This is a genomic window from Nitrosomonas supralitoralis (genome assembly GCF_003011925.2).
GTDB classification, from domain to species: domain Bacteria; phylum Pseudomonadota; class Gammaproteobacteria; order Burkholderiales; family Nitrosomonadaceae; genus Nitrosomonas; species Nitrosomonas supralitoralis.
Window position 1 is genome coordinate 1 of sequence record NZ_PXXU01000011.1, and the last position, 23,550, is coordinate 23,550.

The window sequence follows — 23,550 nt, forward strand, 5'->3', positions numbered from 1 at the left end:
GTAACGGTTACTGTGCGTGCATTGGTGGAATCATCTTCCAGTACGTAGGTTTCAATGTCCGTCAATGTGGTGATGTTACCGTCACCGGAGATTGTGATTTGCTCACCATTTACGCCGGTGCCTAGCGCGGTGATGGTTCCGGTAAAGTTCTGGTGTTGTGCTGCAGACATTGTCACATTGTTGGCTCCAACAACACCTGTCGCATCAAAAATTAAATTTGTAAAATTGAGCACTGTTGCAAGTGCTATACTGGAGCCATCTTGCACACTTATAGTATTGATACCTGCGCCACCATTTAATACAACCGCCGTCATTATTAAAGGTGTCCAAGTTGACGCTGTAGAAATTGACAATATGTCATTCGCCGCAGTGCCTGAGAATGCTGTAGCATTTGTCGCTAAATAGAATATATTTGTAGACGGAGCAGGAGATCCTCCCCCGGAAGATGGTAGTAATAGATGTGCATCGGATTTTCCGTCACCATTCACATCACCCACCTTTGAACCCGCTTTTGTGATGGCGTTGGTGAAAAGTGCTCCCGTTGTGCTTCTCACCGTACTTGCGACATTTCCTTTAGCAGCCCCTGATTCCATATCAGCTTCGATGTTCTCAGAAACAATTTGTACTGCAGCAATATTCGCTAGTATTTTTAATTTATTCCCGCTATTTTGTGATGTATTAATAATGCTCAGATTTAAATTAGCGATACTTTGTGAAGCATCAGCTAATAAACCAGCCGATTTGAGTAAGACTGCCTCGTCAACACCTGATAACTGAGCAGCGCCCACAATGACTTTCACAATAATACTTTTGGAGGTTAGAGGAATTCTGTCCGTGCTGTTTCCAACCATTGCAGCCAAAGTATCATAAGCCCAATCAATTGCTGTAGTTTCATCAGGGGCTATACCTGCGCCATGCAATAGGGCAGCGATTTGGCTGACCAATATCTGGATTTGAACTGAAGCGACATGGATCTTAAGTGCATTATTAATTTCAGTCGGATAAATATCCGTGCGAATTGCTTCTTTGATGGGATCAAAATGGAGTAAATCGATACTTGTATTTAAATCGAGTGATGCCAGTACCTTTATAACCGCACTTTGCACTGAAATAGCATTATCTTGCACAATCTTGTCAACTAACGTGGTTAGTGGCGTGATGACGGTTGCACCCGCCGGTGCAGTCATAATCCCCTCAAAAGGCATGCCTGTGGCAATATCAATTCCACCGGATGCGATCAGATCGCCAAATCCGATGATGCTGGGTAAGAAAAAGTTGCCAAATGCATCCGTGATGGAACTTGCTTCTTCGGGATTAAGCAAATGATCGCCATTGAGATCTGCAAATACAAGCGCTTTTTTAACATAGCCATCAATGACTTTGCCCGCATTATTCGAGGCTAGCAATGTTTTGATTGCAGTAACCGTGCTGATGTCATTGGTAACTTTCTCAGTTACTTGCTGCAAAACAGATAGGCTAGTGGCTGATCCGCTTTGGTCAATCGAATAAAAAGCGGCTACTTCGATTTTATGATTGAATTGCTGGGCAGTCGCACCCCAGTGAATGTTGGTAAAATCAATCGACGCAAGTGCTGTTGCCGCCCAGTACAGGACATCCCCTCGGCTTTCGCCTGCATCCAGCATTTTTACTATTTCTGAGGCGGCCCATGCCTTATCCTCTTTGCTGACCAGTAAACCAGCGGTATTGTTTACAAATTGATCGGCAAACTCGGTATTGGATAATGTGTCTGAATAGAGCGATTGTTTAAATACATCGGTCTGTGCAAGAAAACTGGCCAGCTCTTTTACCGAGCTGCCAGTATTGTCAAGAAACAAAACGAATTCGTTTAAATAGCGTGCACCTGGTGCTGCATTGAACATGGCAACTACTGTTTGTAGCACTTCTAGTTGCTTGTCGCTCATGGTTTTCCTCAAGTTTACACAGGCAGCGTTCGTGAGCTGCCTTAAAATAAACTGATTCTACTCAATCAGTTGGTGATTTAATTTCTCAAATAGAGTAAATTAATTGCCTTATTTCAATGTAAAATTAAGGGGCTATTTAAAAAGGCAATTTAATCCCTGGTGGCAAACCTAATCCGCTACTGAGTTCTGCCATTTTCTCCTGAGTTGTTGCTTCCACGCGCCGCACAGCATCATTAAAGGCTGCCGCTACGAGATCTTCGAGCATCTCTTTGTCGTCTCCGACAAGACTGTCATCGATATTGACTCTTTTGACATCATGACGACAAGTCATAATGACTTTAACCATTCCAGCACCCGATTGTCCCTCCACTTCAATGGTGGCGAGTTTTTCCTGCATTTTTTTCATGTTATCCTGCACCATTTGGGCTTGTTTCATCATATTGCCCAGATTACCTTTCATCATTGCTTATCTCCTTTATCTTGATTGGGTTTAATTGAAGAAACGATTAATTTAGCATCAAATTGTTCGATCAGTTCTTGCACAATTGGATCCTTTTCAATTGCCGCAATCGCTTGCGCCTGCTTTTCTTCTTCTGCAATTTGCTGAATTGCTGCCGGTGTTAGTCCCGTAATACTTCCAACGAAAAAATTAAGTACCACGGGTTTATTAAAAAAATTATTCAAAGCAGATTGAATTTTATCCTGATATTTTTTCTCCAGCAGATGCTTATGGACTTCCGGAACACACAGTTCTATCTTGTCTGCTGAAAGACTCTTGGCTTCACTATGTTGTGCCAGCATTTTAGCCATTCCTGTCAGCTTTAATTGCTGAGTCAGTTGCGACCAAGTAAGGTCCGAACCGTCCGCTATTACTTGCTGAATGGTATCTCCAGAGACTGATTGCGGTTTTTGCTCTGCTTTTGCGGATTGTTGAGTGTCTCTGGATGGGATTTGTGGCGGCTGTTGATTGACGGCAAGATCCTCCGGCATGAAGGTGAGCATGCGCAATAGTGTCATGGTAAAGCCGGCATATTCATCAGGTGCCAGACTTAGGTCGCCGCGTCCGTGAAGTACGATCTGATAAAACAGCTGAATATCTTCAGGCGCCAGTATTTTCGCTAGCGCAAATATGCGCGTATATTCAGGGGTATCCTCGCCGATCGCTCGGGGAACCGCTTGTGCCAGGGCAATACGATGAAGGATGACCGCAAGATCCTGCAATGCGGTATCGAATGAAAAACACTGCATCTCCATTTCATCAGCCAATGATAATAGTTTCAGGCCATTCTTTTGTACCAAAGCATCCAATAGATCATACAGATAACCTTGATCTATGATGCCCAACATGTCTCGCACGTTGGTTTCTTCAATTTTGCCTGCTCCAAAAGCAATGGCCTGATCCAGTAAACTCAATGCGTCGCGCATACTGCCTTGTGCTGCGCGGGCGATTAGTTGCAGCGATACTATGTCATATGGGATTCTTTCTTGTGCCAGTATACTTCTTAGATGATCGGTAATTTGTGTTTGCGGAATTTGTTTCAAGTTAAATTGCAAACAACGCGATAAGACTGTAATAGGGATTTTCTGTTGATCAGTTGTTGCTAACACAAATTTGACATGTGTCGGCGGTTCTTCCAGTGTTTTTAACATGGCATTGAACGCTGACTTGGAGAGCATGTGAACTTCGTCTATGATATAAATCTTGTAACGACCGCTGGTAGGGGCATACAACGCATTTTCCAACAGTTCTCGCATGTTATCGACTTGGGTATTTGAAGCTGCATCCAACTCAATCAGGTCAATGAAGCTTCCGGAATCAATCTGCAGGCATGTCGGGCAAGTGCCGCACGGTGTTGCAGATACACCTGCTTCACAGTTAAGAGATTTGGCCAGGATACGGGCGATAGTTGTTTTGCCAACACCACGCGTTCCGGTCAGCAAATAGGCATGGTGCAGTCTGTTTTGTTCAAGCGCATTAGTCAGGGCTCTGACTACATGTTCCTGTCCAGTCAGTTCGGTGAAATTTCTTGGACGCCATTTGCGCGCAAGGACTTGTGTTTGAGACACTTTTTAGATTTGGGAAGCGAATTGCATCCGATTAAACCAGCCAATAATGGGTAAAGACAGATCTCAGTTTGTATTAGGTGGCGAGCCAGACCCCCGGCACTCGCAATAAATAGCTGTGGCTGCTTCCTTCCGGACCTGACCAGATTGACTACATTGCAATGCGGGGAGGCCCGCCATAAAACTTATCAAAAGTGCCGGGATTATACCAGCAGATGATAGTTTACTCCAATTTGATTGCGGAAGAATTCAACAGGCCTACGATAAACTCGAATACGATCTGGCCGTTATCAAATTTTGACTACTTAATCGAATGCTATGGTTCATCATGGTGACCTGTTGCCTGATTTAAATAACCATTATCCATGAGGGATAGAATTGTCAGCATTCACCGCGCTAAATATATTCAGTTAGCAGCACCTGACCAGCAGGAAGGATGTGAAACATTGAAATTGCCATCGGTAGTATCTAGGTAATACTTGTCGGCTAAATCCGCTAAAATAGGTAGTTTGTTCTGGGGCTTTTGAATAGAACCATGACTACCAATAAATCTATCCAAACGCTAATCAAACCGAGCGATGCCAGCGCATGGATTGCATGCCACCGGCGCGCGTGGTTGGATAAACACCAGCCCGCTAGCTATGAGCCTGATGCATTTAATCAGCTGCTCAGTGATCTTGGATTGGAGCACGAAGCAGCCGTACTGGCCCAACTGGAAAATCAATATCCGGTCAGTCATGCAACCTCCTTTGAGCATACCCAAGCTTTGATTCAACAGGGTATTCCGATTATATATCAAGGACGACTTAGGGATGAGTGTCAAGGATTGGTGGGTTATCCTGATTTTTTGATTCGGCATGAAAGTGGTCAATATCAACCTGCAGATGCAAAACTTTCACTCAGTGAAAACAAAAAATCAATTCAGATACAATTAGGCATTTATCGCCGATTGCTGAATAATGGATTGCCAGCAATGGTTTTTCTTGGCGATGGCCGGGTTGCACTGTTAGGTGATGAAGTTGAATCGTTGGTCGACGAATTTATCACTGGCCTAAGAGCTTTGCTGGATCTGCAGCACCAGCCACCGGTGCGTTATAGTCACAGCAAATGCCGTATTTGTCCTTATGAAGCCCATTGTCGTCCGGAATTTGAAGCACGAGAAGATATCTCGTTGCTATATGGAATTCATGGTAAAGCTGCCGACTATTTAACCGAAGCAGGTATTTCGACCATTTCACAGCTTGCCACAAGTACAATCGAAGCGGTGCCCGATGTGCCTTATCTCAAGGGCAATAAAAGAAAGCACCGTGCTATTTTGCAAGCCAAATCCTTTCTGAGCGGTAAAATATATCCACTGAACAAAGCTATATTACCGGAGGGAACCTGGATTCATTTTGATATCGAAGACAACCCGCTAACTCCAACTCGTGAACGTCATGTGTATTTATGGGGATTTTTGTTGCCGGCATATGCCCGGGATGATTTTGATTATGTCTGGACTGATGATGAAACAAGGGACTATGAAGGCTGGTTAGGTTTCCTGCAGAAAATTGAAGTATATCGTGCTTTGTATCCTTCGTTAGTGCTTGCACATTATTCGAATCACGAGAAAGCTACTATCCGAAAATATGCCGAACGCTACGCTATGGAAAATCACGCCACAGTGGCGTGGTTGCTCGGTCAAGACAGTCCTCTGTTTGATATACAAAATCCGATTCTGGATTGTCTGGTTTTGCCGCTGCAAGGTTATGGTTTAAAGGATATTTGTAAGCATCCGGGCTTGGTTAACTTTCAATGGGAAAATCAAGGATCAGGGTCGCAGTGGTCGGTAGTGCAATTCAATCATTTTCGCTCAGAAACCAATCTGCTTGAAAAGCAAAAATTGAAAACTGAAATTCTCGGCTATAACCGTGATGACGTAATTGCTACGAGAAATCTGGAATTATGGTTAAGAAGGTTATTCTGTTGATGAAAGCTAAACATATTAACGATTACTGAATCCTGCTCTTGTTCTTGTGAACTGATTCGACCGTAAGAATCTTCAAATCTTAAGATGTCGTCTTCTCCAAGGTAGGTGCCTGATGGTATTTCAGTTAAATGCAGTGTTTTCCTTGGGATTTTCTAAGCGATGGAGTTGCTTTGGAGCTAGCAGAAGCGTACTTACAAATATAATCTTGGGCTGAATTGGGAAACTTGTCGTCTGATGGATTTGCTGCTGAACTACAACAGCATATCAAATATGATTATTTCTTGTTTAGTTCTCTGAAATATTAGTGCATGTTCGGAAGAAATTCCATGCTTGGGTTAGAATACGCTCTATTTTCTTGATCTGCATTGTTTGTTACCAAATGAATCTTTGTTCCTCATCACTCATAAGCCTCTAAAGAAAGGATCTTTCTATGAAATACCAGACCGATGATTTGCGCATTATCGGCGTTCACGAGCTTACTCCGCCCGTAGAGCTTCATCGCGAATATCCCATGACGGAAATTGCAACCGAAACTGTTTACGCAGCGCGGCAGGCGACTCATCAGATTTTGCATGGTGAGGATGATCGCCTGCTGGTCGTAGTCGGTCCCTGTTCTATTCACGATGTCGATGCAGCGTTGGAATATGCAGCTCGTTTGAAACATTTGCGCGAAGTGCTGAAGCAGCAACTGCATATTGTAATGCGAGTGTATTTCGAGAAACCACGCACAACCATCGGTTGGAAAGGGTTAATCAATGATCCAGATTTGGATAACAGCTTTCATATCAATAAAGGACTAAGAATGGCGCGCCGATTGTTGTTGGATTTAAATACAATTGGCATGCCCTCAGCGACCGAATATCTTGATCTGATAAGCCCGCAATACTTATCAGATTTGATCAGCTGGGGAGCCGTTGGTGCACGCACCACCGAAAGTCAGGGTCATCGTGAATTGGCTTCCGGTGTATCTTGTCCTATAGGTTTTAAAAATGGCACTTATGGCAATTTAAATATTGCGATTGATGCGATCAGAGCAGCTTCTCGCCCACATCATTTTCTTTCGGTTACCAAAGAAGGGCACACAGCTATTTTTGCTACCAAGGGAAATGAAGATTGTCACATTATTTTGCGCGGCGGACGTAAACCGAACTATGATGCCGAAAGCCTTGCTTCTGCAGTTGAAGAATTAGAAAAAGCCAAACTACCGCCGCAATTAATGATTGATTTTAGTCACGCCAACAGTCACAAAGACTTCCGTCGCCAGACAGAAGTGGCTTCTAATGTGGCTGGGCAGATTGCAGCCGGGACCCGCGCCATCTGCGGTGTGATGATCGAAAGTCACTTGGTTGAAGGCTACCAAAAAGCTGATGGCAAGAAACGCGAAGAATTAGTTTATGGGCAAAGTATTACGGATGGCTGCATTGGTTTTGATACTACCGAGCAAGTGTTGCATCAGCTTGCTGCAGCCATTGAAAAGCGAAGAAAATAATTACTTTATAGCGCACAGATACCAGTGACGGGTTATTTATTTTTTAAATGCAATTAATTAACTCGTTGTGTTATTGATTTTCAATTTATCACTTCAAAGCCTGCATCCACTATAGCTTCTTTAATTTGATCAATTTTGATATTGTTCGAATCATACTGGATGATCGCTTGGGCAGGTTCGAGTGTTACATCTGCTTGAATTACTCCCGGAACATTCTTGAGAACTGTTTTGATGCTGTTAACACAACCCATACAGGTCATGCCTTTTATTATGATGGTGGCGGTTTGCATGGTACTTTTTCCTAATGAAAATTATTCGTGATTGGTCTGCCATCGCTTCAATAGCAGAGAATTGCTGATAACCGAAACAGAGCTCATTGCCATGGCGGCACCGGCAATGACCGGGTTGAGCATACCAATGGCTGCCAATGGAATTCCCAATATATTGTAGATAAAGGAAAAAAACAAGTTCTGGCGAATTTTTCTGAGTGTGGCGCGCGACAGAGAAATAGCATCAACGACACTCATCAGATCATTGCGAATCAATGTGATATCGGCAGCTTCAATAGCTACATCCGAACCGGCACCGATGGCAAAGCTTACATCCGCAGCAGCCAGGGCGGGCGCATCATTAATACCATCGCCGACCATGGCAGTGAATCTTCCACTGGCTTTTATCTTTGTAACTTCTGCGGCTTTATCCTGTGGCAATACTTCAGCGCGATACTGCGTAATACCGGTACGCTTGGCAATTGTTTCTACGGTTACAGTATTGTCACCGGTCAACATGATCACCTCGATACCCAAAGATTGTAACGCTTTAATTGCGCCAAAAGAAGTGTCACGAAGCTGATCTGCGATTGCTAAATAGCCAAGTACTTTGCCAGCGTTCTTGGTAATCAAGGCAACAACAATTACGGTTTTTCCTTCTGCCTGCAAGCTGCTGATTTTCTGCTCATCAATGGCAATATTATGTTGTTTCAGGAATTTTGGAGAGCCGAGCAGGTACTTTATACCATGTAAGCGAGCCGTAATGCCACTGCCAGTAATCGCGACAAAATCATCAATAGGCTGAAGCTGTAATTGTAATTTCTTCGCGCTTTCTAACACGGCTCGTGCCAGCGGGTGCTCGGAACCTTGCTCCAGGGAAGCTGCAATTTGCAATAAACCCTGCTCGTTTAGGGATTCCATCGGTACTATATCGGTAACCTCCGGTTTGCCCTCGGTAAGTGTGCCGGTTTTGTCAATTATGACCGTTTGAATTTTTTCAGCATGTTCTAATGCTGCTGCGTTCTTCACTAGGACTCCAATTTGCGCACCGCGCCCTGTGCCGACCATAATGGCGGTTGGTGTCGCTAACCCCAGTGCGCATGGACAAGCGATGACCAGAACGGCAACCGCATTGATTAGAGCAGTAACAAAGCCACCAGTAAGCCACCAAGTAATACATAAAGTCAGGATGCTAATCCCCACGACAATAGGTACAAAAATTCCTGAGATAGTATCTGCCATGCGTTGAATTGGTGCCTTAGATCCCTGTGCTTCTTCAACCAGATGGATGATCGCGGCTAGTTGGGTCTGTGCGCCGACACTGGTTGCGCGACATTTAAGCAGACCCTGCTGATTCACCGTGGCGGCAAAAACCTTTGCGCCTGGCTGTTTGCCAATAGGTAAGCTTTCACCGGTTAGCATGGATTCGTTAACACTGGAAGATCCTTCCATAACCACGCCATCGACCGGCAAGTTCTCACCGGGACGCACAATAAATACATCATTGACTTGCAGTGTGCTTGCGGGTACTTCGGAAATTTTCCCATTGCGCTCAATGCGCGCTGTTTTGGGTTGCAACTTGATTAGTGCTTCAATGGCTTCGGAGGTTTTTCCTTTGGCGCGCGCTTCCATTAATTTGCCCAGCAAAACAAGAGTGATTATGGCTGCGCTGGCTTCAAAATAAACATGTTGATCCAATCCAAAGAGAGTGACCGCGGCACTAAAAAAATAAGCCATGCTTGTACCTAACGCCACCAATACATCCATATTGGCGCCACCACCTCGCAGGGAATGCCAAGCACCCATATAAAAACGGCGCCCTATCCAGAACTGTACTGGAGTGGCCAAGAGCCATTGCAACCAATGTGGAAGCATGTTCATCTCATTGCCGCTAAACATAGCGCCCATTTGAAGTACTAATGGCATTGTGAGGATAGCTGAAATCCAGAATAAGCGTAATTCTGCTTGATAGGCAGCCTGACGTCGTGCCTTTTCTTCGGCATGGCCGGATTCACTGATTTCATTGGCCTCATAACCTGCCTTGACGACTGCATCAATTAAGTTTCCGACAGTTACCAAACCAGGGATGAAATTAACTATAGCGGTTTCGGTTGTGACATTGACAGTGACTGTGACTGCCGGTAATTTTGTTAATGCTTTCTCAATATGTCTGGCACAAGCTGCACAAGTCATTTTGTGTAGTTGTAGTCGTACCGTCCGTGGCGCAATATGAAAACCGGCATGCTCGATGACATTAACAAGCGTGTCTGTGCCTACTTGGTTTTCATCAAAATTTACATGAGCTTTTTCATTAGCAAAATTGACTGAAGCTTGTACACCCGAGAGTTTGTTTAAAGTCTTTTCAATACGTGCGGCGCAAGCAGCGCATGTCATACCTTCGATGGGTAGTTCAATCTGTTTGAAGAGCGATGAATTCAATGGTGTTTTCCGAACAGTAATCTAAGTAACTAAAGCTATTGACGATCCAGTATTAATGTACCATCAATCCATTTTACTCTATCTCCTTGTTGAAGGTTTGTTCCCTCAGGAAGAGCGATAATTGCTTGTCTGCCATCATCCATAGTGATGCCAATCTGATACTGATTTCCAGGGTAAGCGATATTTCCTTCATAATTGCCATGGTTGCCGCCTATGACCTGTGGATGACTTGTGGCGTGTGAGTGAGGGGTTTGACGAATGATCTCCCGAGCGACAGTTCCGGCAATAATTCCACCTGCTATAGCATTCATACCAGGGCCTTGTCCGATTGTATTGATGAAATTGATGATGCCGCAATTGGCACATCCTGATGCAGGCAACTGCCGGCGAATCATTCCGGCATCTGTGCTTTTAATGCTGATACTGTTTCGTGGTGCCCTGATCGCTGTGCCAATGCGATGAATGGTTCTTTGCGGTTTATTTGAGTCAGGTGGAGTTTCTGGTAAAGATTGAGTTATCAGATCTTGAGTTTTTGGTGGCAATGGATAGTTATGCTCGATTTTCGATGTCTGTGAAAAGATAGCATTGGCATAAAATGCACTTAAAAAAAAACTTATTATAATAATTAATGCCTTTAAATTAGCATCATGGCGTTTTCTTGACATCGCCAATCTCCTTCAAGATGAAGATCAAAATCAATTTATAATTTTTAGATTAAACCGGATCGGGATGGTTTCATTTTATTATGCTTTCTGTCAGTTCATTATGCTTGCGGGCATGCGTACTATCAGTTTATCTTTTTGGGTCATCATTTTGTTCTGAAGTGGTTTGCGTAGATTCGGGTGAGGTGTCTGAAAGAATTTTTCGGTTATATTTTTTGAGCATGAAGGCTGCGATCAATATCCCCAGTTCATAGAGAAGACACAGAGGTATCGCTAGCATAAATTGTGAAATGACATCCGGAGGTGTGAAAATAGCAGCAACGATAAATGCACCAACAATCACGTAAGGGCGTATTTCCTTGAGCTTCTCAATGGTGATTACGCCTGCTCTAACCAGTACGATGACAAAGACGGGCACTTCAAAAGTGACCCCGAAAGCCATGAACATAGACAAAACAAAACTTAAGTATTTGCTGATGTCGGTCATTACTGCTACACCTTCAGGTGCAAAATAAGTAATAAACTCAAATACCACCGGCAGTGCAGCAAAATATGCGAATGCCATGCCGGTAAAGAACAGTAAGCTGGTGCCAAATACTAAAGGCAGTGCAAGGCGTTTTTCGTGGGAATAGAGTCCGGGTGCAACAAAAGCCCATATCTGGTATAAGGTGTGCGGTAAAGTAATAACAAATGCCATCATCATGGCAACTTTCATAGGCACAAAAAAAGGTGTCGCTACATCCGTGGCTATCATTTGACCACCTAGCGGGAGCTTCTCCAGTAATGGCTGTGCCAGTATGGTATACAGTTCTCGTGCAAAAAAAGCACAGGGAATAAAACCAAGCAGGAGCATACCCAGTATACGTATCATCCGGGTACGTAATTCCACTAAATGAGATAGGAATGAACCTTCAAGCATGGCTCTATATTAGTAGTTGTAGAGTTGATAATGTGAGAAAGTATCGATAAATTTTCAATAGATACACCGCAAGTTGCTATTTCTTTTTCTGTACATCAACATCGTGCGAGGTTTCATTGTCGTCCAGCTTGGATTGCTGGGATTCTAAATGTGATTGAGGCATTGCCAGGTCTTTGGGTGATTTTTCCGCGGTTTGGGCATCATCCATAATAGTGGTTTTTAGTTGTTCAACATTTTGTTGAACTGAGGTTTCAAGTGAGTCAACTGTTTCTTCTAAAGAAGATTGCATTTTCTTTAGTTCTTCCATGCGCATTTCATTATGAATATCAGTTCTGATGCCATACATGAAATTACGGCAACGCCCATACAAATGCCCTAACGTTCGTGCAACAGCAGGTAATCGTTCAGGTCCGATCACGATCAAGGCAACCATCGAAATGATCAGTAATTCCATGAAACTGATATCAAACATGTTATTGCATCGATTGAGATTGTATGAATAGAAATTCGATCAGACCCTGGTTCAGTAGAAAATTAATAATTTAATTCTCAGATCTTGGTTTGAGTTTTCTCCTTGAATTCTGCATCTTCAGCCTGACCTTTGATACCGGTTGGTTGTGATGCATTTCCTCCAAACTCGGCGGCTGATTTGCTATCTTTGACGGTATTGGGAGTGGCATCTTTATTGGTGGTAACTTCAAGAGCTGATTGATTGGTAGATGCAGCAGGACTCTCTGTTTCTGATTCTTTCATGCCTTCTTTGAAGCCTTTCAAAGCACTTCCCAAATCACTGCCCAGATTACGTAGCTTTTTTGTTCCGAATACCAAAACGACAATAGCCAGTACAATAATCCAATGCCAAATGCTAAATGTACCCATTACTTCCTCCTATTAAATAGAATGGAACTGGTTTAACCTGGGTTAATCATTCCAGGCAAACGGTCCCGGCCACCGATGATATGGAAATGTAGATGAAAAATTTCTTGCCCACCTGCAGGCCCGGTATTAATGATAGTACGGAAACCATTCTCACATCCCTGTTTTTTTGCAAGTTGCGGGGCTAATAATAGCATCTTTCCAAGCAAGCTCTGATGAATGTCTTGAGCATCAGTAAGTGAATCTATGTGCATTTTTGGAATCAATAAAAAATGTATAGGAGCAGCAGGGTTAATGTCATTAAAGGCAAGAATATCTTCATCTTCGTAGATTTCGTTGGAAGGTATTTCTCTTTTTGCAATTTTGCAGAAAATACAATTATCCATAATTTAGTCCGATGTTCTTGAGGCTTTTTCCTGTATTCCTGAAACGCCTTCACGTCTTTCCAATTCTTTTAATACATCTTCGGGTGAGATTTCGTGAAAAGCGAGTAGTACCAAGCAATGAAACCATAAATCTGCAGTTTCATAAATAATTTGATCGGTATTGCCATCCTTAGAAGCCATGATAGTTTCAGCAGATTCTTCAGCAATTTTCTTGAGTATTTTATCCTGTCCGCCATGAAACAGCTTTGCAACATAAGAACTGTTTGCTTCAGCTGATTTGCGAGATTCAATAATTTGAGCCAAGCGGTGAAGAATGGTTACATCAGTCATTTATGGTAAATTTTCTCAGGATCTTTAATAATAGACCCGGTGGAAACCCAAGCATTGTTTTCTAATTTCTGGAAAAAGCAGCTGTGCCTTCCCGTATGACAAGCAATTCCACCGATTTGTTCTACGACAAGAAGTAATACATCTTCGTCACAATCAAGAAAAATATCTCTTATTTTCTGAATGTGACCAGACTCTTCACCCTTGTGCCAGAGTTTTTTGCGTGAACGTGACCAGTAGACTGCTTCACCTTTTTCTACCGTCAGCTTAAGCGCATCTCGATTCATCCATGCAACCATAAGGATGGTGCCGCTATCCGCCTCTTGCGCAATAACTGGTATTAATCCGTCCGCAGACCAGTTGATTCTGCTCAGCCAAATATCAGAAGGCATAAAATGGCAACACTTATAAAGTTAAAATTATCAGCTCGCTATGATTTTAACATTATAACCGTACTTCAATGCCGTGCTGTGCCATATATTGTTTTGCTTGCTGTACGGTAAATTCGCCATAATGAAAAATACTGGCCGCCAAAACGGCATCTGCATGCCCCTGTAGAATGCCATCGACCAAATGATCCAGATTGCCAACGCCACCGCTGGCGATTACCGGTATATTGATAGCATCAGATACTGCACGGGTTAAAGCAAGATCAAAACCGTTACGTGTACCATCATTATTCATACTGGTTAGTAAAATTTCACCGGCACCAAGAGATTGCATTTTCATTGCCCACTCAACAGCATCAATTCCTGTCGCTTTGCGTCCTCCATGGGTAAATACTTCCCAGCGTGGAGGATTGTCTGGCAAATTAACTTGTTTTGCGTCAATTGCTACAACAATACATTGAGAACCATAATGTTTGGTTGCATCAGCTACCAGTTGTGGATTTAGAACCGCGGATGTATTAATGCTTACTTTATCAGCGCCTGCATTGAGTAACCGCCGCACATCTTCAACTTGACGTACGCCACCGCCAACAGTCAAGGGAATAAAAACTTGCGTGGCTACATCTTCAATTATGTGCAGAATTAGATCACGATTATCTGAGCTGGCTGTAATATCTAGAAATGTGAGTTCATCGGCTCCTTGCTCATCATAGCGGCGAGAAATCTCCACTGGATCACCTGCATCACGCAGTTCAACGAAATTAATGCCTTTAACCACACGTCCATTCGTTACATCCAAACAAGGAATAATGCGTTTTGCGAGACTCATCAGTATAGAAAGCAGATTGTAAGTAAGGAAGAAGAATGTGGGGTATTAATTTTCAAAAGAAGAGAAAAGAAGAGATCTTTTATGAAATGCCGTTCTCTTTACTCAGTTTATCGGCCAATGATTGAGCTTCCTTGAAATTCAAAGAACCTTCATAGATGGCACGTCCGGTAATGGCTCCGATAATACCTTCAGATTCGATTTCGCACAGCTTTTGAACATCACTTATATTGGTGATGCCGCCGCTAGCAATGACCGGTATAGTGAGTTCCCTGGCTAACTCGATGGTTGCCTCAATGTTTATGCCATTGAGCATGCCGTCCCTGCCGATATCCGTGTAAATAATTGCTTCTACCCCATAACCTTCGAATTTTTTTGCAAGATCAATGACGTCATGACCGGTAATTTTGGACCATCCATCAACCGCTACCTTGCCGTCTTTTGCGTCCAATCCAGCCATAATCTGTCCCGGGAACGCGTTACAGGCATCTTGCAAAAAACCAGGTATTTTAATGGCTGCAGTACCAATAATAATATAGGAAATACCATTATCGAGATAACGTTCGATTGTATCAAGATCGCGAATGCCACCTCCTAACTGAATAGGTATCTGAGCATCGAGAGATTGAACAATCTCACGTATTGCTACTTCATTTCTTGGTTTGCCGGCGAATGCACCGTTTAAATCGACAAGATGAAGTCTACGTGCGCCTTGGTTTAACCAATGTGCAGCCATTTCTCCGGGTTCTTTGGAAAATACCGTTGCATCTTCCATAACCCCTTGCTTCAGTCGGACACAGTGGCCATCTTTAAGATCTATTGCAGGAATAATGAGCATAGCTTAATCAGAGTTAATAGTTGATTAAAAAAATCAGTTTACTACGATTTGATTTCAGAAATTCGGTGTCCATTTGGTAAAATTGCTTAATAGTGTTAATCCTGCTGATTGACTTTTTTCTGGATGAAACTGTACTGCGAAAATATTATCCTGTGCAATGGCACAGGTAAATGGAAAAGGATAATGGCTTTGAGCGGCGATTGATGCTCCAGCAGGAGTTTCGACATAATAACTGTGTACAAAGTAAAAGCGAGCATCTTCTGCGATGCCTTCCCATAGCGGATGCTTAATGGTCTGATAAACTTGATTCCATCCCATGTGAGGTACTTTTAATTTTTGTCCATTTGGCGTTGTCATGGCTGTGGCAGGGAAGTGTACTACTTTCCCCGGTAGAATGTTTAAGCTCTTGACATTTCCTTCCTCGCTTTCTTCAAACAGCATCTGTAAGCCGAGACAAATACCGAGATAGGGTTTATGACTGGCGGCCTCTATTACGGCCTCCCGTATCCCGCGATCTTCAAGCTCATGAATGCAATTACGCATTGAGCCTTGTCCTGGTACTACGACACGTTTCGCTTTCCGCACGATATCCGGATCACCGGTTACTGCAATCGATAAAGAAGGCGCAACATGCTCTAATGCTTTGTGAACGGAACGCAAGTTTCCCATTCCATAATCTACAATTGCGATATCAATCATATAATGATCTAGTTTAACAAAGTAGCTTACAAAGTGCCTTTGGTGGATGGGATAATTCCGGCTGCTGCAGGATCAAGCTCAATTGCCATACGTAAAGCCCGTCCGAACGCCTTAAATGTTGTTTCAGCCTGGTGATGTGCATTTCTTCCGGATATATTGTCAATATGCAACGTTATCAAGGCATGATTCACAAGTCCCTGGAAAAACTCATGAATTAGATCGACATCAAAATCGCCAATGCGTGCACGGGTAAAATCAATATTGAATACTAAGCCTGGTCGACCGGATAAGTCTATAACAACACGTGTTAATGCCTCATCAAGTGGAACATAGGCATGACCATAGCGGCGCAATCCTTTTTTGTCTCCTACCGCTTTTGTCAATGCCTGGCCAAAAGTAATACCGATATCTTCGACGGTGTGATGTGCATCAATATGTAAATCACCTTTAGCAACCGCTTCCAGGTCGATCATGCCGTGACGAGCTATCTGATCCAGCATGTGATCGAGAAAGGGTACTCCTGTTTCAAGAACAGATTTACCTGCTCCATCCAAGTTCAGATTAATGCTAATCTGAGTTTCTAGTGTGTTACGAATGACTTGTGCCCGACGCATAGGAAGATCTTAGAATAAGATAACGAATTTAAACTTTATTTTAAACTGTTTTACTCAGTATGGTTTGTAATGTTGAACAAAACTGAGAGTTTTCATCAGGTGTACCAATAGTTACACGTAAGCAGTTTTCTAATAAAGGGTGAGTGCCGTCTAAATTTTTGATTAATATTTTGTGTTGTTTCAGCGCTTGAAAAATCTGAGCGGCTGCATGGATTCGAAACAAAATAAAATTGGCCTTCGAAGGATATACTTTAATATTATCTATTGTGGCAAGAAATGTACTCATTTTTGTGCGTTCTGATTTGATGGCGTCCGCTTGTTTTGATAAAACTGAAGTATGGTGCAATACTTTCTCAGCAATTATTTGCGTCATTATGCCAATATTATACGGTAAACGCATCTTTTCCAGTTGTATCAGCCACTCAGATCTTCCAAGTAAAAATCCTAATCTTAATCCAGCCAATCCTGATTTGGATAACGTACGCATTAATAATAGATTGGGAAATTGATCTAACTCGTTGATAAAGCTTGCATCCGCAAAAGCCTGATAGGCCTCATCAATGATAACAATGCCAGAAGTAGCCTGTATTATGCTTAAGATCTCTGCGCGATCAAATAGATTTCCTGTTGGATTATTGGGGTAAGCCAGAAAAATGACAGCAGGTTTGTGTTTAACAATTGCAGCCAACATGACATCCAGATTCAATGAGAAATCCTGTGTTAAAGGTATTCCAACATATTGAATGTTCGCAAACGTGGCGATCATCCGGAACATCACAAATGAAGGTTCCACACCGATTATTACCGCACCGGGTTTTGCGACCGCCATTGCGATAATTTGAATGATTTCATCCGAACCGTTGCCGAGCAGAATATCGATGTCATCGGAAATTGCCAGCGTCTGGCGTAATTTTTCTTTAAGCGCAGCCGCACTGGCATCGGGATATCGATTAATGGGTGCATTTGCTGTCAATTGTGCAATTTCGTCACGCAGCTCCGGTGACAAAGAGTAAGGATTTTCCATGGCATCCAATTTAATCATGCCCGCAGCCGGCGGAACATGATAAGCGGAAAGTGCAAGAATTTCCGGTCGGATAATATGTTCGGGAAGATGTGAATTACTCATGGGTACTTATTTTAACTCAATCTATCAGCCATGACTCAAATTATCGCTGATAATCTGCTTGTACGCGTGAAATGCAGAGAGTGAGATATGCCGATTTTCGAAGAATTCAAAGTTGCATAGTCAGACCGGGTTATCTGTCACCAGCAGAATTTACGCAGTGATACTATATACAAATCTAGCCGCTGCTTAATAGCATGAACTCCATTATTGACAGCACACATTAATTTTTAGAATTTTTTATAATAGGCGGCTCATATCTCCGGTATTAAACCCGATAAGGGGTTCTGTAAATTTTTTTCCGAAAGCGATAACTTTGAATAATTCGCCCATTTCGGCAGGGTTGACCAGTTTCTGTAATTGATTGGATTGTGGCAAGTAGCGAGCAGTATCTGTGGCGGATGTTTGTGCCAGTATTTTGGTAATTCCAGAATTAATCAGAAAAAAGGCTTGGGTCGTATAACCCAGAAGTGTAAGGCCACTATCGCTTGCGGCACGAGTGATTGCACTGAAATCAACGTGACTGGTGATATCTTGTAGACCGGGAAGATAAAATGGATTGTCATGGGCGTGATGGCGATAATGGCACATTAATGTGCCTTGGCTGCGCTGCGGATGATAGTATTCATTACATCCAAATCCATAGTCGATCAATAGAATGACTCCTTGGTGAAGAATGCTTGCCAGGCTTCGAATAAATCCGGTAGCCGAAAGGCTAAATTCGCTGACATATTCAAAGTTTGAATGATTGTCTGGATTAATTTGGGGTGTCATCTGATTGGTAATCTCATAAAGATCAGTGTCTTGTATGCTACGATCCTGCCAGGAAAATTGATTGTTATGCCAGGTCACGCCACGTTCGAAGATGGCGTCATCATGCCATGCGACCAAATGTACTGGCATTGCATCCAACACTTCATTGGCAAGAATAATGCCGCTAAATTGATCGGGTAACTGCTCCAGCCATTCCACACGTTGCATGAGGTGAGGTATTCTGCTAGCAAGAAGCGTCTGTTGTCGTTGGCGCAGCTCGGCGCTTACTTCCAGAATCAAATATTTTTCCGGTAATTCAGCGGTTCTTTCCAGTTCGGTCAATATATCGAGTGCTAGCTTACCTGATCCCGCACCTACCTCAAGAATATCAGTATGTTTAAGATGTTGAGAGATTTGTAATAGCTGCAATGCCAGTGTACGACCAAAGAGTGAAGAAATTTCTGGAGCGGTGACAAAATCCCCGGCGCTGCCAAATTTAGTCGCGCCACTGCTGTAGTAACCAAGCCCAGGTGCATACAGCGCCAGATTCATATATTGTTCAAAGGAAATCCATTCACCTGAAGCAAGGATCTGTTCTCTGATCATCGTCAATACTGAGTGACTGTGAGCCAGTGCGCTTTCACCGGGGGAAGGGAAGGTGGTATATAAAGACATAAGTAACTGTAAGTTTGTTTATGGTAAATTGCAAAAGGAAATAGTGTAGCAGTACTTTGAGGGAGATGAGTGTGCAAGGGAAAGTGATATTGGTTACCGGGGGAGCGAAACGGGTAGGCGCGGCTATCTGTCGCAGGTTACATGCACAGGGAGCAAGGTTGATTGTGCACTATCGGTCTTCATTCGATGAAGCCAAGATATTGCACGATGAATTGAATCAAAAGCGCGCTGATTCGGTAGCTCTGGTGCAGGCCGATTTGTTGGATATTGCATATCTTTCCGAATTGGTGAGAAAAGCAGTCGACCGCTTTGGACAGTTGGATGTATTGATTAACAATGCTTCAAGCTTTTTCCCAACCCTGCTGCCTCAATGCACATTGGAAGATTGGAATGATCTCATAGGCAGTAATCTTCAGGCACCTCTTTTCTTGACTCAGGCAATAGCGCCATATTTGAAAGAGCAGCTGGGCTGTGTCGTGAATATTGTGGATATTCACGCTGAACGACCGTTGAAGAATTATGTGATTTATAACGCTGCCAAAGGTGGATTGTTAGCATTGACCAAATCACTGGCGGTAGAAATGGCACCCGAAGTGCGCGTCAATGGTGTTTCACCGGGACCGATTTTATGGCCACAAGACGGCGAATGGGCGGATGAAGCGGCGCGCCAGCATATAATTGCTGGCACCTTGCTGAAACGCTGTGGGGAACCGGAAGATATTGCCAAAACCGTACAGTTTTTAATTGCCGATGCACCTTATATCACCGGTCAAATTATTGCAGTGGATGGCGGTCGTAGCCTCCACCTATAGTATATGAGATGACATGTAAGTTGAATTGGTCAATCATGGATATTTCTATCGCAGTACTGAAATCTGCTCTCAGATTAGATAACTCAAGCGAGTTATTTCAATTATCGTTTAAATAACAATTAATATGTTGGATGTTAATACTTCAGTTCTTAATGAGTTGATCAGCCTCAAAGGTTTTAATGGGTTATGCCATTATAGCATTGAGACTATTGTATAATCCCGTTCCCACAATTCTTAGAGCAATTTTGCCTGATTTCAGTACATAATTACTCATCATGCAATTATTTTACTTACTTGCCTAGCCATAATGAATAAAGACCATCCACTGGCATGGCATGCTGCACTGATATCTGTTTCTCAACATCACCGGTTCTGGCTGCAGGATCGCGGTTCTTTAACGCGCCGTATCCAGAATTGTTGTGCGAAGTTCTGTGTCAAACGTGTTTTTCAGTCGCTCAGCAGGATTTATGAGGATGAACAGAGAGTAATGGGATTGCGTGCCAGTGAACTGGCACTGGTGCGAGAAGTGTATCTTTACTGTGGTGATACGCCAGTGGTATTTGCACATTCGGTGGTAGCACATAAGGATCTTCGTGGCGCATGGCGAGGGTTGAGTGGTTTGGGTAATAAGTCTTTGGGGACGGTGTTATTTACTAATCCTAAAATCAAGCGCACACCGCTGGAATTTAAGAAAATAAGCCGCGGTCATTTTTTGTATGATCGGGCTTGTGCGCGTTTGTCAGTTAAACCCCATAATCTATGGGCGAGGCGTTCTTTGTTTACGTTGCATGGGCAGTCGATTTTAGTAACTGAGGTTTTTTTGCCGGCTATTTTGGATTTAACATTGTGAATATTGCTGATCGAATTAAAACTTACGCGCAATTGATGCGACTCGACAAGCCAATTGGAATTTTGCTGCTGTTGTGGCCGATGCTTTGGGGGCTATGGTTTGCGGCAAAGGGATTACCCGATTGGCATATTTTGCTTATTTTTGTTTTGGGTACAGTGCTGATGCGCTCGGCAGGTTGTGTTATCAACGATTTTGCTGACCGCGAAATCGACCCGCATGTCGAACGTACCAAGAATCGCCCGATGGCGGCTGGCCGAGTTAGTTCTAAAGAGGCTTTGCTGCTGGCGACGGGTTTGAGTTTGTGCGCATTCTTACTGGTTTTGCCTTTAAATCAATTGACCATTCTGCTATCTGTGCCTGCACTTTTTCTGGCCGGAACATATCCCTTTACGAAACGCTTTTTTTCAATGCCACAGGCTTATTTGGGAATCGCATTCAGTTTTGGTATTCCGATGGCATTTGCGGCGCAAACGGATAGCTTACCTCCAGTGACTGGAATTTTGATGCTGGCTAATCTGTTCTGGGTAATTGCTTATGACACGGCATATGCTATGGTCGATAAGCCGGATGATCTGAAAATCGGCATCAAGACTTCGGCGATTACTTGGGGTCAGTTTGATGTGCTGGGTGTGATGGTATGCCATGTTTGTTTTATCGTGATTATGATTGGGATCGGTCAGTGGCAACAGATGAATCTGGCATATTACGCTGGGTTGCTGGTTGCAGCGGGGCTGATCGCATATCAGTACACATTGATTCGTAACCGCGAGCGAGCATTGTGTTTTAAGGCATTTTTGCACAATAACTGGGTGGGTATGGTGGTGTTTGCCGGGATTGCACTCGATTACTTGATTTTTCAGCATTAAGGATTTTTCATGCAATATAAAGATTTGCGCGATTTTATGACGCAACTGGAAGTGATGGGAGAACTGAAACGTGTGCAAACGGAAATTGATCCCATGTTGGAAATGACGGAAATCTGTGACCGTATCCTGAAAAAGCAAGGACCGGCGGTGCTCTTTGAGCATCCCAAAGGATATAGTATGCCGGTATTGGGCAATTTATTCGGAACACCGAAACGGGTTGCGCTCGGCATGGGGCAGGAATCAGTCGAGGCGTTGCGGGAAGTGGGTAAGTTATTAGCCTACTTAAAAGAACCTGATCCACCTAAAGGATTGAAAGATGCCTGGGATAAATTGCCGGTACTGAAACAAGTGCTGAACATGGCGCCAAAAGAATTAAGCAGCGCGCCATGCCAGGAAGTTGTGTGGGAGGGTAATGATGTCGATCTGAGTCGAATACCGATTCAAACCTGTTGGCCGGGCGATGTCGCGCCGCTGATTACCTGGGGTCTGACGGTGACCCGGGGACCGAACAAGACACGACAAAATTTGGGTATTTACCGTCAGCAGGTCATTGCTCGCAATAAAGTCATTATGCGTTGGTTAACGCATCGAGGAGGGGCACTGGATTTTCGTGAATTCAGCATGCTGTACCCAGATAAACCCTATCCACTGGCAGTTGCCTTAGGCGCTGATCCGGCGACTATTTTAGGTGCGGTAACCCCAGTACCGGATACTTTGAGCGAATACCAGTTTGCTGGCTTATTGCGCGGCGCTAAAACGGAAGTGATCAAATGTATTGGCAATACCCTACAGGTGCCGGCTACTGCAGAAATTGTGCTGGAAGGAGCGATTCATCCCGGTGAAACCGCATTGGAAGGTCCTTACGGCGACCACACGGGTTACTATAACGAGCAGGAAACTTTTCCGGTATTTACTATCGATCGCATCACGATGCGACGCAATCCGATCTATCACTCCACGTATACCGGAAAACCACCCGATGAACCTGCGATACTCGGCGTAGCATTGAATGAGGTATTCGTGCCGCTACTGCAAAAGCAGTTTCCGGAAATTACCGATTTTTACTTGCCTCCCGAGGGATGCTCGTATCGCATGGCGGTAGTCAGTATGAAAAAGCAATATGCAGGACATAGCAAGCGTGTGATGTTCGGCATCTGGAGCTTTCTGCGTCAGTTTATGTATACCAAATTCATTATTGTTACCGACGACGACATCAATGTGCGTGACTGGAAAGAAGTGATATGGGCGATTACCACTCGTGTCGATCCGGTGCGCGATACTTTGCTGGTTGAGAATACTCCGATAGATTATCTGGATTTTGCCAGTCCGATGTCGGGATTGGGAGGCAAGATGGGGCTGGATGCAACGAATAAATTTCCAGGTGAGACGAACCGGGAGTGGGGCACACCCATTATGATGGATGATGCAGTCAAGAAACGAATCGATATGATTTGGCAAGAATTGGGAATTTGAGCATCTATGAGAACGCCATGCTATTTGGCAAGTAATTCATAATTATTCAGAAAATTATTGCATTGACAGGTTTTGTGGCATTTTTGCTACTGTAATTTGAAAGAACCGTTGAAGTTGGATTATTTGCAAGCTCTGCTGTGCATGGTGGGGCGTGGTTTATTTGGTGTTTCGTACACGATAATGGCGATTTGGCTATCTTGCTGAATTATTATTCTGTTTTTTGATGGATTACCGGTTAAAAGAAATAGTACAATGGCCAGTAATTCGAATAACCATTTTCGCTAAATATTAAGATGATTCTGGCGAATCA

23 protein-coding genes, 1 other RNA gene and 1 pseudogene are annotated in these 23,550 nt (G+C 43.5%); 6 read left to right on the plus strand and 19 right to left on the minus strand.

What is annotated here, in order from left to right:
* From C7H79_RS05225 to ffs, 4 genes are all read right to left on the minus strand, one after another.
* The coding region (locus C7H79_RS05225; RefSeq protein WP_508278632.1) for an autotransporter outer membrane beta-barrel domain-containing protein at positions 1–1,922 on the minus strand (1,922 nt) is incomplete at its 3' end.
* Positions 1,923–2,058: 136 nt separating this feature from the next.
* Complete coding sequence (locus C7H79_RS05230) at positions 2,059–2,382, minus strand: YbaB/EbfC family nucleoid-associated protein (protein WP_172592365.1); 324 nt, start codon at positions 2,380–2,382, stop codon at positions 2,059–2,061.
* Positions 2,382–3,989 (minus strand): DNA polymerase III subunit gamma/tau, encoded by a 1,608-nt coding sequence (dnaX, locus tag C7H79_RS05235; protein ID WP_106706240.1) that lies wholly within the window; start codon positions 3,987–3,989, stop codon positions 2,382–2,384. Before dnaX ends, C7H79_RS05230 begins: the two co-directional genes overlap by 1 nt.
* Before the next feature lie 76 nt (positions 3,990–4,065).
* Positions 4,066–4,164: signal recognition particle sRNA small type (gene ffs / locus C7H79_RS05240), an RNA gene on the minus strand.
* Between the two features lie 357 nt (positions 4,165–4,521).
* Here ffs and C7H79_RS05245 point away from each other — a divergent pair.
* Together C7H79_RS05245 and aroG are read left to right on the plus strand one after the other, a co-directional pair.
* On the plus strand, positions 4,522–5,955 hold the full coding sequence (locus tag C7H79_RS05245) for a TM0106 family RecB-like putative nuclease (protein ID WP_172592360.1): 1,434 nt from the start codon (positions 4,522–4,524) through the stop codon (positions 5,953–5,955).
* Positions 5,956–6,385: 430 nt separating this feature from the next.
* Complete coding sequence (gene aroG, locus C7H79_RS05250; RefSeq protein ID WP_106706242.1) at positions 6,386–7,444, plus strand: 3-deoxy-7-phosphoheptulonate synthase AroG; 1,059 nt, start codon at positions 6,386–6,388, stop codon at positions 7,442–7,444.
* Positions 7,445–7,524: 80 nt separating this feature from the next.
* Here aroG and C7H79_RS05255 read toward each other — a convergent pair whose 3' ends face one another.
* The 15 genes and pseudogenes from C7H79_RS05255 to C7H79_RS05325 form a co-directional block, all read right to left on the minus strand.
* Positions 7,525–7,734, minus strand: a complete 210-nt coding sequence (locus tag C7H79_RS05255; RefSeq protein ID WP_106706243.1) for a heavy-metal-associated domain-containing protein — start codon at positions 7,732–7,734, stop codon at positions 7,525–7,527.
* Between the two features lie 21 nt (positions 7,735–7,755).
* Positions 7,756–10,152, minus strand: a complete 2,397-nt coding sequence (locus C7H79_RS05260; RefSeq protein WP_106706244.1) for a heavy metal translocating P-type ATPase — start codon at positions 10,150–10,152, stop codon at positions 7,756–7,758.
* 35 nt (positions 10,153–10,187) lie between these two features.
* On the minus strand, positions 10,188–10,817 hold the full coding sequence (locus C7H79_RS05265) for a UreE family protein (RefSeq protein ID WP_106706245.1): 630 nt from the start codon (positions 10,815–10,817) through the stop codon (positions 10,188–10,190).
* Between the two features lie 127 nt (positions 10,818–10,944).
* Positions 10,945–11,733, minus strand: a complete 789-nt coding sequence (gene tatC, locus C7H79_RS05270; protein WP_106706246.1) for a twin-arginine translocase subunit TatC — start codon at positions 11,731–11,733, stop codon at positions 10,945–10,947.
* A 76-nt stretch (positions 11,734–11,809) separates the two neighbouring features.
* Positions 11,810–12,205, minus strand: coding sequence for a Sec-independent protein translocase protein TatB (gene tatB / locus C7H79_RS05275; RefSeq protein ID WP_106706247.1), 396 nt, complete (start codon positions 12,203–12,205; stop codon positions 11,810–11,812).
* 248 nt (positions 12,206–12,453) lie between these two features.
* Positions 12,454–12,612: pseudogene (gene tatA, locus C7H79_RS19415) on the minus strand (Sec-independent protein translocase subunit TatA); the annotation flags it as partial.
* Between the two features lie 32 nt (positions 12,613–12,644).
* A complete protein-coding gene (locus C7H79_RS05285; RefSeq protein ID WP_106706249.1) occupies positions 12,645–12,995 on the minus strand; it encodes a histidine triad nucleotide-binding protein in 351 nt (116 codons plus the stop codon).
* A gap of 3 nt (positions 12,996–12,998) precedes the next feature.
* Positions 12,999–13,325: a phosphoribosyl-ATP diphosphatase gene (locus tag C7H79_RS05290; RefSeq protein WP_106706250.1), complete on the minus strand. Its 327-nt coding sequence runs from the start codon at positions 13,323–13,325 to the stop codon at positions 12,999–13,001.
* Positions 13,322–13,714 (minus strand): phosphoribosyl-AMP cyclohydrolase, encoded by a 393-nt coding sequence (gene hisI / locus C7H79_RS05295; protein ID WP_106706251.1) that lies wholly within the window; start codon positions 13,712–13,714, stop codon positions 13,322–13,324. The genes C7H79_RS05290 and hisI overlap by 4 nt, the downstream gene beginning before the upstream one ends.
* 52 nt (positions 13,715–13,766) lie before the next feature.
* On the minus strand, positions 13,767–14,540 hold the full coding sequence (hisF, locus tag C7H79_RS05300) for an imidazole glycerol phosphate synthase subunit HisF (RefSeq protein WP_106706252.1): 774 nt from the start codon (positions 14,538–14,540) through the stop codon (positions 13,767–13,769).
* A gap of 79 nt (positions 14,541–14,619) precedes the next feature.
* Positions 14,620–15,375 (minus strand): 1-(5-phosphoribosyl)-5-[(5-phosphoribosylamino)methylideneamino]imidazole-4-carboxamide isomerase, encoded by a 756-nt coding sequence (gene hisA, locus C7H79_RS05305; RefSeq protein WP_106706253.1) that lies wholly within the window; start codon positions 15,373–15,375, stop codon positions 14,620–14,622.
* Positions 15,376–15,429: 54 nt separating this feature from the next.
* Positions 15,430–16,074 carry an imidazole glycerol phosphate synthase subunit HisH gene (hisH, locus tag C7H79_RS05310; RefSeq protein WP_106706254.1) on the minus strand — a complete coding sequence of 215 codons (645 nt, stop codon included), beginning with the start codon at positions 16,072–16,074 and terminating at the stop codon, positions 15,430–15,432.
* Positions 16,075–16,100: 26 nt separating this feature from the next.
* Complete coding sequence (hisB, locus tag C7H79_RS05315) at positions 16,101–16,688, minus strand: imidazoleglycerol-phosphate dehydratase HisB (protein ID WP_106706255.1); 588 nt, start codon at positions 16,686–16,688, stop codon at positions 16,101–16,103.
* 40 nt (positions 16,689–16,728) lie between these two features.
* Positions 16,729–17,814 (minus strand): histidinol-phosphate transaminase, encoded by a 1,086-nt coding sequence (hisC, locus tag C7H79_RS05320; RefSeq protein WP_106706256.1) that lies wholly within the window; start codon positions 17,812–17,814, stop codon positions 16,729–16,731.
* Positions 17,815–18,051: 237 nt separating this feature from the next.
* Positions 18,052–19,239 carry a class I SAM-dependent methyltransferase gene (locus C7H79_RS05325; RefSeq protein ID WP_106706257.1) on the minus strand — a complete coding sequence of 396 codons (1,188 nt, stop codon included), beginning with the start codon at positions 19,237–19,239 and terminating at the stop codon, positions 18,052–18,054.
* Positions 19,240–19,310: 71 nt separating this feature from the next.
* Here C7H79_RS05325 and C7H79_RS05330 point away from each other — a divergent pair, with 71 nt between their 5' ends.
* The 4 genes from C7H79_RS05330 to ubiD all read left to right on the plus strand — a co-directional run bounded on the left by C7H79_RS05330 (position 19,311) and on the right by ubiD (position 23,240).
* On the plus strand, positions 19,311–20,051 hold the full coding sequence (locus C7H79_RS05330) for a pteridine reductase (protein ID WP_106706304.1): 741 nt from the start codon (positions 19,311–19,313) through the stop codon (positions 20,049–20,051).
* A 307-nt stretch (positions 20,052–20,358) separates the two neighbouring features.
* The gene (locus tag C7H79_RS05335; protein WP_106706258.1) at positions 20,359–20,901 is read left to right on the plus strand and encodes a chorismate--pyruvate lyase family protein; all 543 of its coding nucleotides are present in this window, start codon (positions 20,359–20,361) and stop codon (positions 20,899–20,901) included.
* Entirely contained in the window at positions 20,898–21,767 is an 870-nt protein-coding gene (gene ubiA, locus C7H79_RS05340; protein ID WP_106706259.1) for a 4-hydroxybenzoate octaprenyltransferase, read from the plus strand. The genes C7H79_RS05335 and ubiA overlap by 4 nt, the downstream gene beginning before the upstream one ends.
* Before the next feature lie 9 nt (positions 21,768–21,776).
* Positions 21,777–23,240, plus strand: coding sequence for a 4-hydroxy-3-polyprenylbenzoate decarboxylase (gene ubiD, locus C7H79_RS05345; RefSeq protein WP_106706260.1), 1,464 nt, complete (start codon positions 21,777–21,779; stop codon positions 23,238–23,240).
* Positions 23,241–23,550 lie beyond the last annotated feature (310 nt).